We start from the raw sequence: 13,482 nt of genomic DNA, 5'->3' as shown, positions 1-13,482 counted from the left end.
GCCGCCGTCCCTGTGAGGAGAATATGTCTCAGCATTTCGTCGAGCTCATGGTGCGCACCACCTGCGGTTCTTGTGCGCGCGTGAGGGAGCAGATTACCCCCGTTGTCACGCAGGCAGGTGCGGAGCTTGCCGTGCGTAACGTGGATGAGGATGCGGAGCTGGCCATGGAGTTCGGTGATCGCGTACCCGTCGTGGTTATCGACGGCGAAGAGTTCGCCTGCTGGGAAGTAGACAACGCCGAGCTCGCGGCCGAACTAAGCAGATAATTCGGGATCCATGCCACCGGCGGGTAGTCTTTTGGAGGATTAAAATCAATCAAATGGTTGAGGAGTGTTGTGCATGAGCGTGCTCGTCGTGGGCATGTCCCACCAGTCGGCGCCAGTGGCGCTGCTGGAGAAGCTGAGCATGGATAGTGCGGTCCAGGATTCCGCCTGCGGGAAACTGGTGGCGGCCGACTCACTTTCAGAGGCGATGATCATCTCCACCTGCAACCGCATGGAGATCTACACCGTCACCAACTCCTTCCACGCCGGCGTGCAGGAAGTCGTGCGCGTGATCACCCAAGTATCGGGCGTGAGCGAGGAGGAGCTGCGCAGCTACCTCTACGTGCGCTATGCCGACGCCGCGGCCGAGCACCTGATGTCCGTGACCTCTGGGCTGGATTCCATGGTGGTAGGAGAGCAGCAGATCATCGGCCAGGTGCGCAGCGCCTACCAGGCCGCCTCCGAACAGGGCACGGCCGGACCGCGCATCCACGCGCTGGCGCAGTCGGCACTACGGGCGGGCAAGCGCGTGCACTCCGAGACCGACATCGATGAGGCAGGCTCCTCCATGGTGTCCTTCGCCTTCGACCAAGCCCTGCAGCGCCTAGACGCTGAGGACTTGGCCGGCAAGACCGCGTTGGTCCTCGGCGCGGGCGCTATGGCATCGCTCGCCGCCACCCACGCCGGCCGGCTGGGGGTCAAGGAGCTGGTGCTGGCCAACCGCACCCGTGAGCGCGCCGAGCGCCTGGCCAGCCACGCCGAGGAGGCGGGCGTTGCCGCCCGCGTCGTGGACTTTTCCCAACGTGCCGCCGCGCTTTCCGACGTCGACCTGGCCATCTCCGCCACCGGCGCCGATAACTTCACCATCGAGGCCACCGACATTCCCGCCGGCCGCGAGCTCATGCTCATCGATCTCTCCCTGCCGCGCGATATCGACGATGCCGCCGCTGCGGCCGAGGGCGTGGATCTGGTCAATATCGAGCGCCTGAGCAAGTCGCTCTCGGCCGCCGATACCGACGTCGCGGCCGGCACTAGCCCGCACGCGCAGGCCCGGCGCATCGTCGACGAAGAGCTGGCAGCCTATACCTCTGCGCAGCGCGTACGCGATGTCGTCCCGGCCGTGAGCGCCCTGCACCGCCGCGCGGCCGACCTCGTGGAATGCGAGGCCGCACGCCTGCAACATAAGCACCCCGAAATCTCGGGCAAGCAACTTGAGGACGTCCAGCGCGCCCTCAAGCGCGTGGCCGATAAGCTGCTGCATGAACCAACGGTGCGGGCGAAGAAACTGGCGGCGTCGGAAAGCAGTGTCAGCAGCGAGAATGCCCTGCAGGAACTTTTTGGCCTGCAACTGGAAGGCTCCGGAGTGTCCGTGGCCGTTAATGAATTGCCCACCATGACTAAGGAGGCCTAAATGTTTCAGATTGGTACCCGCGGTTCCAAGCTTGCCACCACCCAGGCGGGCCACGTCCGCGATTGGCTTATCGACGCCGGCTTTGACTCCCAGCTCCACATCGTCACCACCGCCGGCGACGTCAATATGGCACCGGTCGAGCGTATCGGCGTCGGCGTATTTACCCAAGCGCTGCGCAAGGCCCTCTATGCCGGCGAGTGCGATATCGCCGTCCACTCTTTTAAAGACCTGCCCACCGCGCCCGATGATCGCTTCCGCCTCGTGGTGCCGCAGCGCCAGGATTCCCGCGAGGCGCTCGTCGCCCGCGATGGCCTGAGCCTGGCGCAGCTACCGCAGGGCGCGCGCGTGGGTACCTCCGCCCCGCGCCGCATCTCCCAGCTGGCCGCCATCCGCCCCGACCTGGAGATTCGCCCGCTGCGCGGCAATATCGATACCCGCATGTCCAAGGTCACCGACGGCGAGCTCGACGCCGTCTTGCTGGCCTATGCCGGCCTGCTGCGCGGCGGCTACGCGGACCGCGCCACCGAAATCTTCGAGCCCTCCGTCTTCATGCCGGCGCCGGCCCAGGGCGCCCTCGCCATCGAGGCTGTGGCCGGAACCGAGGCTGCCGCGGCCCTCGATGCCATCGTCGATGACCGCGCCTCGGCCGCCGCGGCCGGTGAGCGCGCTGTGCTGGCCCGCCTTGAGGCCGGCTGTACCGCGCCGGTGGCCGCCACCTCGCGCTGGGACGGCGACCAGCTCACCGTGCGCGGTGGCGTCTTTGCACTCGATGGTTCGCGTCAGCTTACTGCCACCGCCTCCGGGCCTGCGGCCGAAGCCGCCGAGCTCGGCGCGCGCGTTTCGGACGAGCTTTTCGCCGGTGGCGCGGCCGAGCTGCTGGGCAAGTAATTTCGCCTTTAGGCGCTAATAATTTAAGGTGTAGATACCACAAATCATTGTCCCGCAATGATCCGGCCCCCTTTAAGGGCATCCCAGGACTTAAGGCCTGGGATTTTGGCCGTTATGACCGTGTCACCCACCGCCGGCGCGGGGAACCACACCGCATGCGATCATGTCCGTGCGCGGTGCCGCGCGCCCGAATTTAGAAAAGAACTTTATGAGCAATGCCGCGCCAGACACCCAATTGGGCAAGATCGTCTTTGTGGGCGCTGGTCCAGGTAATCCCGACCTGCTGACCGTCCGCGCCCGCGAGGTTCTGGCAAATAGTGCCATCGCCGTGACCGATCCAGAGGTCATGCAGGGGGTGCGCGATGCCGTCGCAGCCGCCCTGCCCGTACCGCAAGAGCTTCTCGATGCCGCCGAGGCCGAATACGCCCAAATGTGCGCCGATGCCAAGGCTAAGGGCGCGCGCCGCAAGCCGCCCCGCCCCGCGCCGCCAACGGCCGCGGTGTTGTATGAACCGGGAGAGGATATCGTCGGCCAGCTGCGTGAGTGCTTGGTTGAGGCCGACGGCGAAGATGTCATCCGCCTAGTGACCGGCAACCCGCTGCACCGCGAGTCCATCAAGGCCGAAATCAATGCCGTGGCCTCCGCAGGCCTGGAATTCCAGGTCGTGCCGGGCATGTCCCTGCCGTCGACCGTGCCGTCCTTTGCTGGCATTGCACTCGGCTCGACTTATACCGAGGCCGATGTCACCAACGGTGCCGATTGGGACGCATTGGCCAACGCCACGCAGCCCATCGTTCTGCAGGCCACGAAGGAGGACCTGCCGGTCATCTCCGAAGAGCTGCAACAACGCGGCATGCCGGCCGAGACCGAGGCTTTTGTCACCGTGCACGGCACCACCCGCCTGCAGCGCACCTACGAGACCACTCTGGGCACCATGGGCAAGCTCGACGCTGACCTTGTCGGCCCGCTCGTGGTCACCCTCGGCCGCAGCATCGACGACCGCACCAAATACTCTTGGTGGGAAAACCGTCCCCTTTACGGCTGGCGCGTGCTCGTGCCGCGCACTAAGGAGCAGGCTGGGCCGATGTCCGCGCGCTTGGCCGGCTACGGCGCCATTCCCCAAAACGTGCCCACCATCTCCATCGAGCCGCCGCGCAATCCGGCGCAGATGGACCGCGCCATTAAGGGAATCGTTGAGGGTCGCTATAAGTGGATCGTCTTTACCTCCGTCAACGCAGTGAGCGCGGTGTGGGATAAGATAGCCCAGCTCGGCCTCGACGCCCGCGATTTCGCCGGCGTCCACCTCACGGCCGTGGGCACCAAGACGGCGGCCGCCATCCGCGCCAAGGGCATGGTCCCGGAGCTTTTACCGCACAAGAAAAAGCAGAACGCCGAGGGCCTGCTCGATGTCTTCCCCAACTTCGTGGAAGATATCGACGCCGTCGGCCGCGTCCTGCTCCCGCGCGCCGATATCGCGGCCGATACCCTCGTGGATGGGCTCAAGGCCCTCGACTGGGAAGTCGATGACGTCGTGGCCTACCGCACCGTCCGCGCCGCCCCGCCTTCGGCCGAGATCCGCGACATGATCAAGACCGGCGGCTTCGACGCCGTCGCCTTCACCTCTGGTTCCACCGTGCGCAACCTGGTGGGCATTGCGGGCAAACCGCACCAGCGGACGATCATTGCGTGTATCGGGCCGTCGGCAAGAGCGGCCGCGGAAGAGATGGGCTTGCGCGTTGATGTCGTGCCCGAGGTCGCGGACGTACCCGCGCTTGTCGACGCCCTCGCAGACCACGTCGCCGCCCTCCGCGCCGCCGGAAACCTTCCCGCGCCGAGGAAGAAGCGCCGCTCGCGCAAGAAGGCTACTAAGGTCGACAAGGCATAAGTTTTAGTCTCGCTCTAAGGAGTACCCAATGAGCACCTTCCCAGCCCGCCGCCCACGCCGCCTGCGCACCACCCCCGCGATGCGCAACCTTGTGGCCGAAACCCAGGTCCGCCCCTCGGACCTGATTTTGCCCATGTTCATCGTGGACGGTCTCGACGCCCCGCGCGAGATTCCCTCCATGCCGGGCGTTTACCAGCACACTTTTGATTCCCTGCGCCGCGCGACCGAAGAGGCGCTAGAAGCCGGCGTGACCTGCGTCGATCTTTTCGGCGTTCCGCTCGAGGAGGACAAGGATGATACCGGCTCCGTCGCGTGGGACCCGCAGGGCATTTTGAACCGCGGCATTTCCTGCCTGCGCGAGGAATTCGGCGATGACCTCATCGTGATGGCCGATACCTGCCTCGACGAGTTCACCTCCCACGGCCACTGCGGCGTGCTGGATGACAAGGGCCGCGTGCTTAACGACGAATCCGTCAAGCTCTACCAAGACATGGCCCGCTCCCAGGCCCGCGCCGGTGCCCACATCGTCTCCCCGTCCGGCATGATGGACGGCCAGGTGGCCGCCATCCGTGCCGACCTCGACGAGGCCGGCCACGAGGATGTGGCCATCATGGCCTATTCCGCCAAGTACGCCTCCGCCTTCTTCGGACCGTTCCGCGACGCCGTCGGTTCCTCCCTCGAGGGCGACCGCCGCACCTACCAGCAGGATCCGCGCAACTTCCGCGAATCCCTGCTCGAGGCCGAGCTCGACATCGAAGAAGGCGCGGACTTCGTCATGGTCAAGCCCGGCCTGCCTTACTTGGATGTGCTTTCGGCCGTGGCGGAGACTTCTCCCGTGCCGGTTGCGGTCTACCAGGTCTCCGGCGAGTACGCGATGGTCAAGGCCGCGGCCGCCAATGGGTGGATTGACGGCGAGGCCATCATGCTCGAGTCCCTGACCGCGTTCAAGCGCGCCGGTGCCGACCAGATTCTCACCTACTTCGCTACCGAAGCCGCCCGCCTGCTCAAGTAAAGGATCCCTGTGACTGTTACGCCCCCGTCGTCCGCCCCTGCTCCGCGCTCGCCGCGCACGCAACGCCCGGAATCCGTGGCGTACATGCTGTGGCTGTGGATGGGCGCGCTGTGCGGCGAGGCCGTGCACCAGGTGCTCAACGTGGTGCTGACGCTGCTCAACCACGACGTACTCATGTCGCAGGCCAAGGAGATGGCCAAGTCCGCACCGGCCGGCGTCGATGAAGCCCAGCTTTCCGACGCCTTCCTCCGCACCGCCGCCTACGCCTCCGTCGCCCTTTCGGCGGCCATTTCCTTGGCGATTATCGTGCTGCTGGCCTTCCTGCTGCGGTCCTTGGCGCGTCGCGGCAAGCGGGCCGGTACCTCGCGGCGCGTGTGGTTCGCTTTCTCGCTGTATTTTGGCTTCCGCATCCTGCTGACCTTCATGGTTACCCCGGCCGGCGCTGATGTGCCCGATTGGCTCTTTGCCGCCGATGGCATGGTGCAGATCCTGGTCGGCGTCGCGGCGGTGCTCGGCCTGATTTTCTCCGTGCGGGTCGATACCTTGGATTACACCGGCGAGCTCGAGCAGATGCGCGAGCTGGAAAAGGAACTCGAACAAGCGCAGCGCGAGAAGAAGCGCGCCGAGCAAGAACGCAAGCGTGCCAAGGATGAACAGCGCAGCAAGCGCACTGACCGGGAGGACAAGCGATGAGCAATACCGAGCGGCCCGGCCCCCGGGACTATAACCGCGCGGCCAGAAATACCTCCGCCAGCCAGAACCTCGACGCCTGGCCACGGCCGCTGCGCTGGGCCTATTGGGTGCTCGTCGTCAGCGCCGTGCTCATGTTGGTCAGCGGTCTGGTGGGCATCTTCGGCTCGGGCGGACCGCAGGTAGAACCCCAGAACGCGCAGGTCGCGGAGTATCTCCACTCCAATCGCCTATTTGTTGCGGTGACCAATACCGTCGGCGCCGTCGTGCTGGCGCTCTTTGCCGCGCAGCTGGCCAGCGGGTCCAAGTGGGCGCGCCGCATCATCACCATTGTCATCGCCATCGCGCTCTTTAATAATATCGCCGCCCTGGCGCTTGGCATTGGCGGGCTTAGCCTGCTGATTATCCCCATTTCCTTGATCATCGCCCTCGCGCTGCTTTTCCAGCCGCAGTCCAACCGCTTTATTAAGGACCGCAGCTTGCGTGGCTAATTAGCCCCCACTCCAACTTTTGATTCATAATTGGGGCATGTCTCGACTTAATCGTGCCCCGCTTATCGACGCCGCCCTCGGCCGCACCCCCTCCCGACCCCCAGTTTGGTTCATGCGCCAGGCTGGCCGTTCGCTGCCGGAATACCGCGCCGCCCGCGAGGGGATTAGCATGCTCGATTCCTGCTTCATGCCAGAACTGCTAGCAGAAATTACCCTGCAGCCGGTGCGCCGCCATGACGTTGATGCTGCCATTTTATTTTCCGATATCGTCGTCCCGCTCAAAGCCGCCGGCGTCAAGGTCGACATCGTGCCGGGTCGCGGGCCGGTGATGGAGCAGGCGGTGCGGAGTAGGGAGGACGTCGGCAAGCTGCCGCTGCTAGAGGCCGATGTCCCCGAGGTCACCGAAGGCATCACCCGCATCCTGGCCGAGCTCACCGAAACCCAAGCGCTTATCGGCTTCGTTGGTGCGCCGTTCACGCTGGCTAGCTACCTCATTGAGGGCGGGCCGTCTAAGAACCACGAGCGCACCAAGGCCCTCATGCACGCCGAGCCGGAGACCTGGCATCTGCTCATGCGCCGCCTGGTGCCTACCATCACCCGCTTCCTGCAGGTGCAGGTCGACGCCGGCATCGACGCCATGCAGCTTTTCGATTCCTGGGCGGGCTACCTCAACGAGCGCGACTACCGCGAATTCGTTTTGCCGTATTCGCGAGAAATCCTGGCCGGCGTAGATATTCCGCGCATCCACTTCGGCGTCGGCACCGGCGAGCTCTTGCCAGCAATGTCGGAGGCGGGGTCGGAGGTCATGGGCGTCGACTATCGCGTGCCCATGGATGCCGCGGCCGAGCGCGTGAGCGCCCGCGTGCTGCAGGGCAACCTTGACCCGGCCATGCTTTTTGCCGGCGACGACGCCGTGCGCCAGGCCGTACGCACCATCCGCGGCGAGGTCGATCGGGCGCGCGAGCGCGGCTATATCGACGGCCACATCTGGAACCTCGGCCACGGGGTCCTGCCAACCACCGACGCGGAGGCCATCACCCGCGCCGTTTCCATCATCCACGAGGAGGGCTAAATGCGTATTGCGATTATCGGTGCCGGCCTGGCGGGCTTGACGGCCGCTTACGAGCTGCGCGACCACGACGTCGAGGTTTTCGAGGCCGCCGGCCGCATCGGTGGCAAGCTGTACTCTGTGCCGTTTAACGACGGCCCGACCGACATGGGCGCCGAGGCCTTCCTCGCCCGCCGGCGCGACGCCGTGGAATTTATCGAATCCCTCGGCCTCGGCGATAGCTTGGTCGAGCCCTCCGGGATGCATTCGTTGGTGTATTCCGGCGAGCTCAAGCCGTTGCCGCGCGGCGGAATGATGGGCATTCCTTCGCACTCGGAGCCGGTCGCGCATTTGGTCTCGGCCGAGACCGCGCGCCGCATCGACAATGAGGAGCCCTTCGAGTGGACGGCGGGCAGCGACGTTTCCGCAGGCAAGCTGGTGCGCCAGCAGTTTGGCGACGACCTCGTCGACCACGTTATCTCCGCCCTCCTCGGCGGCGTGTACTCCTGTTCGGCCGATGATCTGGGTTTGCGCGCGACCATCCCGGCGCTGGCGGAGACCCTCGACGCGCTGTCCGAGCGCGGCCCAGTGACTCTCTCGGCCGCGGTCCGCACGCTGGAGGAGGCCCGCGCGGCCGCGCCCCGCAGCAGCGGCCCCGTCTTCCAGACTTTCCGCGGCGGCTACGCGGAGCTTTATGAGGCACTGGCCGAGCAATCCCGCGCCAAGATCTACCTCGATACTTTTATCTCCGGCATCACTCGCGAGGGCGAGCAATTCCGCCTGGCCGGAGCACCAGCCGATGCGGCGCCGTTTGATCGCGTGCTGGTAGCTACCCCGGCTCCGACCGCGGCGCGCCTTCTTAGCAAGGTCGCCCCGCAGGCGGCGGGACGGCTGAAGGGAGTGAAGTTGGCAGCGTCGGCCGTCGTGGGGCTGAGATTCGAGTCCGATACAGACCCTTCGGGAAACGCTTTGCCGCAGAATTCCGGCATTCTCGTGGCCACCGACCAAGACGATGTGCACGCCAAGGCCTTTACACTTTCCTCCCGCAAGTGGCCGCACTTGGCTGAGCGTGGCGGTGCCCTCGTACGTGCCTCCTTCGGCCGTTTTGGCGACGACGCCATCGTCCGCGCCGAAGAAGACGACCTCGTCGACTATGCCCTCGATGACCTCCAGCGACTCACCGGCTTCGACGGCCGCGCCGCGGGTGTCGCGGAGATCTTCACCCAGCGTTGGTTCGGCGGCCTGCCGCGCTACGACGCCGGGCACCTCGAAACTGTGGCCGGCGCACGCGGTACCCTCGCGGCGACGCCGGGAGTCGATGTCACCGGCGCCTGGGCCGGCGGCGTTGGAGTGCCCAACGTCATTGCGGATGCCCGCGCCGCCGCCGCGCGCATCGTCGGCTAGCGGTGCCGCACGATTCGTGCATTCCGGGTCATACGCTGTGGCGTGGTGTGGGCATGCCAAAGTGGCAGCAGGGCATCCTGCTGCCTAGCGGCATGAGTGCTAGTGCGGTGGATCCGGCGGGGTCGGTTGCACTGGCTCGTTCGGGCTGGACGGCGATGCGGCGGTATCGGCCCATGGCGGTTGCCACACCACGCGACCTCGGCGGCGAACGAGTCGCCCGCGGACAGGCGGGGCATTCGGGTCATCGTCATTGACACCATTGTGGTACGGGCAGCAGGTGGCGAGGTTTGACATGTTGGTCTCGCCGCCGTGTCGCCACGCTTGCAGGTGATGCACCTGGCATTTATCCGCCGGGTAGTTGCACGCGGGCCACGGGCACACAGGGTTTTCGGCGGCAGCCATGAGCCGCTGCTTTTCGCTGGCCATGCGTTCCGTCCGGTAGAGGTTGACCGCACCTTCGTAGGGATGGACGAGGGTGATAAGCCCGCGCTCTGCCAGCGTGCGCGAGACAAGTTCCGCGCCGGTGAGGCGGGCACCGTCGGTGAGCTGGATGGTGATTTCTTCGCCGTCGCCGTCGATGATGCGGTCGAGTTCGTCGAGCGTGATAATTGCATTCGTCGTAATGGTTGGACGGGTGGCTGGGGCGGCGCCGGAAGGGGAGAAGAGCTCCGCAACGGAATCGAGAGGCGCGTCCTCGTCCAGGCTGGATTCCAAGTCCGCGATGAGCGAGGAAGGCCCGGTAATCGCGAGAGTCCATGGCGCGTCCTTGCGCCGGCGGATGCGCACGCCGGGGCGCGGAGGGGCCGGGGGATTGAGCTCGCGCAGCTTTTTGCGCGCGAGCTTTTCCATTTCCTCGGTATCGGCGGCAGTGCGGCATAGCTCTACGCGCAGGCGCCAGGCGTCGCGCTTAGTCTTGGCGCGGGCGGCGTAGCGCTCGATTACTTCCAGCGTGGGCAGCGGGTGGGCGCGCTCGCGCGCGGCGTTAACTGCCTGGCGTTGGAGGCGGCTAAAGGAGGTGGGGGCAAAGAGGGCGTCGGCAAGCGTGAGCAAGGTGCGGGCCGTTTTATTGGGCGCGCCGGCGGCGCACAGCTGGTCTTCAGACATGCCAGCGCACCCGGCAACGATATCGATGCCGGGCGCCAAGGCCGCGAGATAGGTCTGAAGAGCTGTCATGCCCCGCAGCCTAAGCCACCGCGCGCAATCCGTGCGAGGGCGAGCGCGCGAATCTGTGGATAACTAGGGCCGGAAGGGCGAATTTCGGCCCGCACTCGCTGCGGGCCTGTGGATAACTAGCCCTTATTGCGGAAGACGAAGATGGAGGAGAAGTCCTGATTGCCGTGGCCCATCGCCTGCATTTCCTCGAAGCGGCCAATGGCGGCGGTAAGGGCTGGCAGCGGCTTGGTGGAGGTCATCTCCATGAGCTTCGCGTCCTTAGCCAGGGCGTCGACGGTGAAATCGCCCGGGTCGGTATTGCGCTCGCCGGTGATAAATGGCGCCTTCATATTGGCGATGAAGGCCAGACCGGTGATATCAAGCATTTGCAGCACAACCTCGGAGTCTAGGCCCTCGGATTCGCCGAGTTGCAGGGCTTCGAGCAGGCCCTCGGCGGTGACGGCGAGCGCGAGGTTCGCCAGTAGCTTTCCGATGGCCGCCGTGGCCGCCGCCTCCACCCCGATGAGCTTGTCTTCTCCCGCCCAGGACTCGGCGAGGGACATGGCTTGCTCGCGGCGGTCATCGTCGGGCGTGCCCACATAGACGCCGAGTTTGCCCGCGCGGGCCGGGCCGAGCGTGCCGACGACCGGGGCGTGGACGTAGGTTTCCACGGCGGCGGCGAATTCGCGGGCATCGTTGGGCGAGACGGTGGTGGTATCGATCCAGGTCACGCCGGCGGGGATGAGCTGCGGCTCGACGACGACCTCGCGGACATCGTCAGGCCCGAAGAGCGAGGTGATGATGACCTCGGCGTTCACTAGGGCCTCGGTGGGCGAGGCGGCAAGCTCGGCGCCTTCCTCCACCAGCGGCTGGGCACGCTCGGCGGTGCGGTTCCAGACGGTCAATTCGATGCCGTCTTGCTCATTGAGCAGGCGGCGGGCTAGTTCGGTTCCCATGCGGCCAGTTCCAAGAAATGCAATCCTCATGGTTTCCCAGTGTGCCATCATTGGGTGCAGGTTCGCCGCGTCTTGCGCGAGCCCCGGACGGGGGAGCCGTACCCGGCAACGCGACAAGACGGCCAGGAAGCAGTTATGGCGTGGTTCATCTTGATTTTCTCCGGCGCATTCGAGGCCGTGTGGGCGGCGGCATTGGATAAATCCGCAGGTTTTACGCGTTTGTGGCCCTCGCTTATTTTCCTCGTGGCCTGCGCGATTTCCATGGGCGGGCTGGCGTGGGCGATGCGCAGCATCCCGGTAGGCACGGCCTATGCGGTGTGGGCGGGTGTTGGCACGTCGGGGCGGTTATCTATTCCTTCGCGGCCGGGCACGAGGTCGCCACGGTGTGGAAGGTGTTTTTCCTCTCCATGATCATCGGCGGCATCGTGGGGCTGAAAGCGGTGAGTTAGAGACCCGGAATCCGCGGCGCGGGAGGCAGCGGCGGCGCAGGCGGTGGGGCGGGCGCAGGCACGGCGGGCACTGCCGGCATATCAGGCACCGCGTCCTCGATGCGCCCGCGGACCTCATGCGGCGGAATGTTGAGGTTCGGCAGTCCGCTCTTATCCCGCGCGGGAGGGCGTGGCGCTGCCGGTCGCGGTGCGGGCGCCGCGGTTGACGGCGAAGGTTCCGCGGCCGGCGGCGAAGGAGGCGCCGTGTCTTCCTGCGGCAGGTCGCGAGGGGTGAGAGGGTGGGGAGGGGGCTGCCAGGAGGGGGCGTCGGCAAGCGGGGCGGCACCTACCGAGGTAGGCAGCGGCCGTTCGGGCGCGGGCCGGGCACAAGCGGCGAGGCAGAAAGCGGCCAGGATGGCGAAAATGACAGTGCGCTGCATTGAAAATCCCCCCGAATTGAAAAGTGCAACGCCCCGAAGTTTAGCGGCTGACTGTGAATCGCGCAGTCCAACTTTTGTATAGCGCGCGAATCGCTAGAATGTCAGACATGCCTAATACTTCCCAGTCGCAACAGTGGTTTGAGCGTTCCTCCAAGGTGATTCCGGGCGGGGTGAACTCGCCGGTGCGCGCGTTCGGCTCCGTGGGTGGCCAGGCCCGCGTCATTGAGCGCGGCGCGGGTTCGCGCCTGTGGGATGCCGATGGCAATGAGTATGTTGACCTGGTCAGTTCCTATGGTCCGATGATTCACGGCAACGCGCACCCGGAGATTGTGGAGGCCGTGCAGAAGGCGGCTGCGGGCGGTTTGAGCTTCGGCTCGCCTACAGAAGGCGAAGCTTTGCTCGCGGAGGCCATCGTTTCGCGCACCGCGGCCGATAAGGTGCGCATGGTCAATTCCGGCACCGAGGCCACCATGTCCGCGGTGCGCCTGGCCCGCGGCTTTACCGGCCGCGCCAAGGTATTGAAGTTTGAAGGCTGCTACCACGGCCACGTGGATGCCCTGCTGGCCTCGGCCGGTTCCGGTGTGGCGACCTTTGCGCTGCCGGATTCCCCGGGCGTGACGGGCGCGACGGCGGCCGATACCATCGTCGTTCCTTATAACGATATCGAGGCCGTGCGCGAGGCCTTCGCGCAGCACCCGGGCGAGATTGCTTGCATTATCGCAGAGGCCTCGGCCGGCAATATGGGCACCGTGGCACCAGATGAGGGCTTCAACGCCGCGCTTGCCGACGTCGCCCATGAAGACGGCGCCCTCCTCATCCTCGATGAGGTCATGACCGGTTTCCGCACCTCCTATAAGGGTTGGTACGGCGTCGACGGCGTGGCGGCGGACCTGGTGACCTTTGGCAAGGTCGTCTCCGGTGGCTTGCCGGCCGCTGCCTTCGGCGGCCGCGCCGAGGTCATGGACTACCTCGCGCCGGAAGGACCGGTCTACCAGGCGGGCACGCTTTCCGGTAACCCGGTGGCGATGGCTTCGGGCTTGAAGTCTTTGGAGCTGGCCGATGAATCGCTCTATGAGCGCCTGCAGGCCAATGCGGACCGCCTGACCGGCATGATTTCTGATGCGCTGTCGGCCGAGGGCGTAGCGCACCACATTCAGCGCGCGTCTTCGATGTTCTCCATCCGTTTTGCCGAGGGCGAGGGTCGCAACTTCGCCGATATGCAGGCGGCCGAGACCTTCCGCTTCACCCCGTTCTTCCACGCCCTGTTGGATAACGGCATCTATGTCGCGCCGAGCCCATTCGAGACCTGGTTTGTCTCGGATGCTCTTAACGACGCCGACTTTGAACTCATCGAGGCGGCCCTCAAGCCCGCCGCACAGGCTGCGGCCGCTGCGCGTCCCGCAAACTAAGGAGA

Annotated in this window: 12 protein-coding genes, 1 pseudogene and 1 riboswitch; of the genes and pseudogenes, 11 read left to right on the top strand and 2 right to left on the bottom strand. The window is 65.7% G+C overall.

The genetic code is table 11. The features are described from left to right. The first annotated feature begins 23 nt into the window (after positions 1–23). From MHK05_RS03090 to MHK05_RS03050, 9 genes are all read left to right on the top strand, one after another. The gene (locus MHK05_RS03090; RefSeq protein WP_200288316.1) at positions 24–266 is read left to right on the top strand and encodes a glutaredoxin family protein; all 243 of its coding nucleotides are present in this window, start codon (positions 24–26) and stop codon (positions 264–266) included. 73 nt (positions 267–339) lie between these two features. After that, on the top strand, positions 340–1,674 hold the full coding sequence (locus tag MHK05_RS03085; protein WP_239204747.1) for a glutamyl-tRNA reductase: 1,335 nt from the start codon (positions 340–342) through the stop codon (positions 1,672–1,674). Next, complete coding sequence (hemC, locus tag MHK05_RS03080; protein ID WP_239204745.1) at positions 1,675–2,562, top strand: hydroxymethylbilane synthase; 888 nt, start codon at positions 1,675–1,677, stop codon at positions 2,560–2,562. A 208-nt stretch (positions 2,563–2,770) separates the two neighbouring features. Then, positions 2,771–4,447, top strand: a complete 1,677-nt coding sequence (locus MHK05_RS03075; protein WP_239204743.1) for a bifunctional uroporphyrinogen-III C-methyltransferase/uroporphyrinogen-III synthase — start codon at positions 2,771–2,773, stop codon at positions 4,445–4,447. A gap of 28 nt (positions 4,448–4,475) precedes the next feature. After that, entirely contained in the window at positions 4,476–5,459 is a 984-nt protein-coding gene (gene hemB, locus MHK05_RS03070; protein WP_023020481.1) for a porphobilinogen synthase, read from the top strand. Between the two features lie 9 nt (positions 5,460–5,468). Beyond that, on the top strand, positions 5,469–6,152 hold the full coding sequence (locus MHK05_RS03065) for a CCDC34 family protein (protein WP_023020482.1): 684 nt from the start codon (positions 5,469–5,471) through the stop codon (positions 6,150–6,152). After that, positions 6,149–6,640, top strand: a complete 492-nt coding sequence (locus MHK05_RS03060) for a hypothetical protein (protein ID WP_023020483.1) — start codon at positions 6,149–6,151, stop codon at positions 6,638–6,640. The genes MHK05_RS03065 and MHK05_RS03060 overlap by 4 nt, the downstream gene beginning before the upstream one ends. Positions 6,641–6,677: 37 nt before the next feature. Beyond that, positions 6,678–7,712 (top strand): uroporphyrinogen decarboxylase, encoded by a 1,035-nt coding sequence (hemE, locus tag MHK05_RS03055; RefSeq protein WP_239204741.1) that lies wholly within the window; start codon positions 6,678–6,680, stop codon positions 7,710–7,712. Then, a complete protein-coding gene (locus MHK05_RS03050; RefSeq protein ID WP_239204739.1) occupies positions 7,713–9,092 on the top strand; it encodes a protoporphyrinogen oxidase in 1,380 nt (459 codons plus the stop codon). Positions 9,093–9,191: 99 nt separating this feature from the next. Here the strand turns inward: MHK05_RS03050 and MHK05_RS03045 are convergent, their stop codons facing one another. Together MHK05_RS03045 and MHK05_RS03040 are read right to left on the bottom strand one after the other, a co-directional pair. Continuing rightward, positions 9,192–10,265: an HNH endonuclease signature motif containing protein gene (locus tag MHK05_RS03045; protein WP_239204737.1), complete on the bottom strand. Its 1,074-nt coding sequence runs from the start codon at positions 10,263–10,265 to the stop codon at positions 9,192–9,194. Positions 10,266–10,381: 116 nt separating this feature from the next. Further along, entirely contained in the window at positions 10,382–11,230 is an 849-nt protein-coding gene (locus tag MHK05_RS03040; protein WP_239204735.1) for an NAD(P)-dependent oxidoreductase, read from the bottom strand. Positions 11,231–11,261: 31 nt separating this feature from the next. Further along, a riboswitch (guanidine-III (ykkC-III) riboswitch) is annotated at positions 11,262–11,327 on the top strand. Positions 11,328–11,335: 8 nt separating this feature from the next. On the opposite strand from MHK05_RS03040, the pseudogene MHK05_RS03035 reads away from it, so the two are divergent. Then, a pseudogene (locus tag MHK05_RS03035) lies at positions 11,336–11,649 on the top strand (DMT family transporter). Between the two features lie 526 nt (positions 11,650–12,175). Then, positions 12,176–13,477: a glutamate-1-semialdehyde 2,1-aminomutase gene (gene hemL / locus MHK05_RS03030; RefSeq protein WP_239204734.1), complete on the top strand. Its 1,302-nt coding sequence runs from the start codon at positions 12,176–12,178 to the stop codon at positions 13,475–13,477. Positions 13,478–13,482: the final 5 nt, after the last annotated feature.

Source organism: Corynebacterium nasorum (assembly GCF_022347325.1).
Lineage (GTDB): Bacteria > Actinomycetota > Actinomycetes > Mycobacteriales > Mycobacteriaceae > Corynebacterium > Corynebacterium kefirresidentii.
The sequence above is the reverse complement of the archived record's forward strand: the minus strand, read 5'-3'. Positions and strand labels throughout refer to the sequence as shown.

What these genes read in the sequence shown, in the direction of transcription:
- hemL (WP_239204734.1), top strand. Translation starts at nt 12,176, where the DNA reads ATGCCTAATACTTCCCAGTCGCAACAGTGGTTTGAGCGTTCCTCCAAG.
- MHK05_RS03045 (WP_239204737.1), bottom strand. Translation starts at nt 10,265, where the DNA reads ATGACAGCTCTTCAGACCTATCTCGCGGCCTTGGCGCCCGGCATCGAT.
- MHK05_RS03085 (WP_239204747.1), top strand. Translation starts at nt 340, where the DNA reads ATGAGCGTGCTCGTCGTGGGCATGTCCCACCAGTCGGCGCCAGTGGCG.
- MHK05_RS03090 (WP_200288316.1), top strand. Translation starts at nt 24, where the DNA reads ATGTCTCAGCATTTCGTCGAGCTCATGGTGCGCACCACCTGCGGTTCT.
- MHK05_RS03040 (WP_239204735.1), bottom strand. Translation starts at nt 11,230, where the DNA reads ATGAGGATTGCATTTCTTGGAACTGGCCGCATGGGAACCGAACTAGCC.
- hemB (WP_023020481.1), top strand. Translation starts at nt 4,476, where the DNA reads ATGAGCACCTTCCCAGCCCGCCGCCCACGCCGCCTGCGCACCACCCCC.
- hemC (WP_239204745.1), top strand. Translation starts at nt 1,675, where the DNA reads ATGTTTCAGATTGGTACCCGCGGTTCCAAGCTTGCCACCACCCAGGCG.
- hemE (WP_239204741.1), top strand. Translation starts at nt 6,678, where the DNA reads ATGTCTCGACTTAATCGTGCCCCGCTTATCGACGCCGCCCTCGGCCGC.
- MHK05_RS03060 (WP_023020483.1), top strand. Translation starts at nt 6,149, where the DNA reads ATGAGCAATACCGAGCGGCCCGGCCCCCGGGACTATAACCGCGCGGCC.
- MHK05_RS03050 (WP_239204739.1), top strand. Translation starts at nt 7,713, where the DNA reads ATGCGTATTGCGATTATCGGTGCCGGCCTGGCGGGCTTGACGGCCGCT.
- MHK05_RS03075 (WP_239204743.1), top strand. Translation starts at nt 2,771, where the DNA reads ATGAGCAATGCCGCGCCAGACACCCAATTGGGCAAGATCGTCTTTGTG.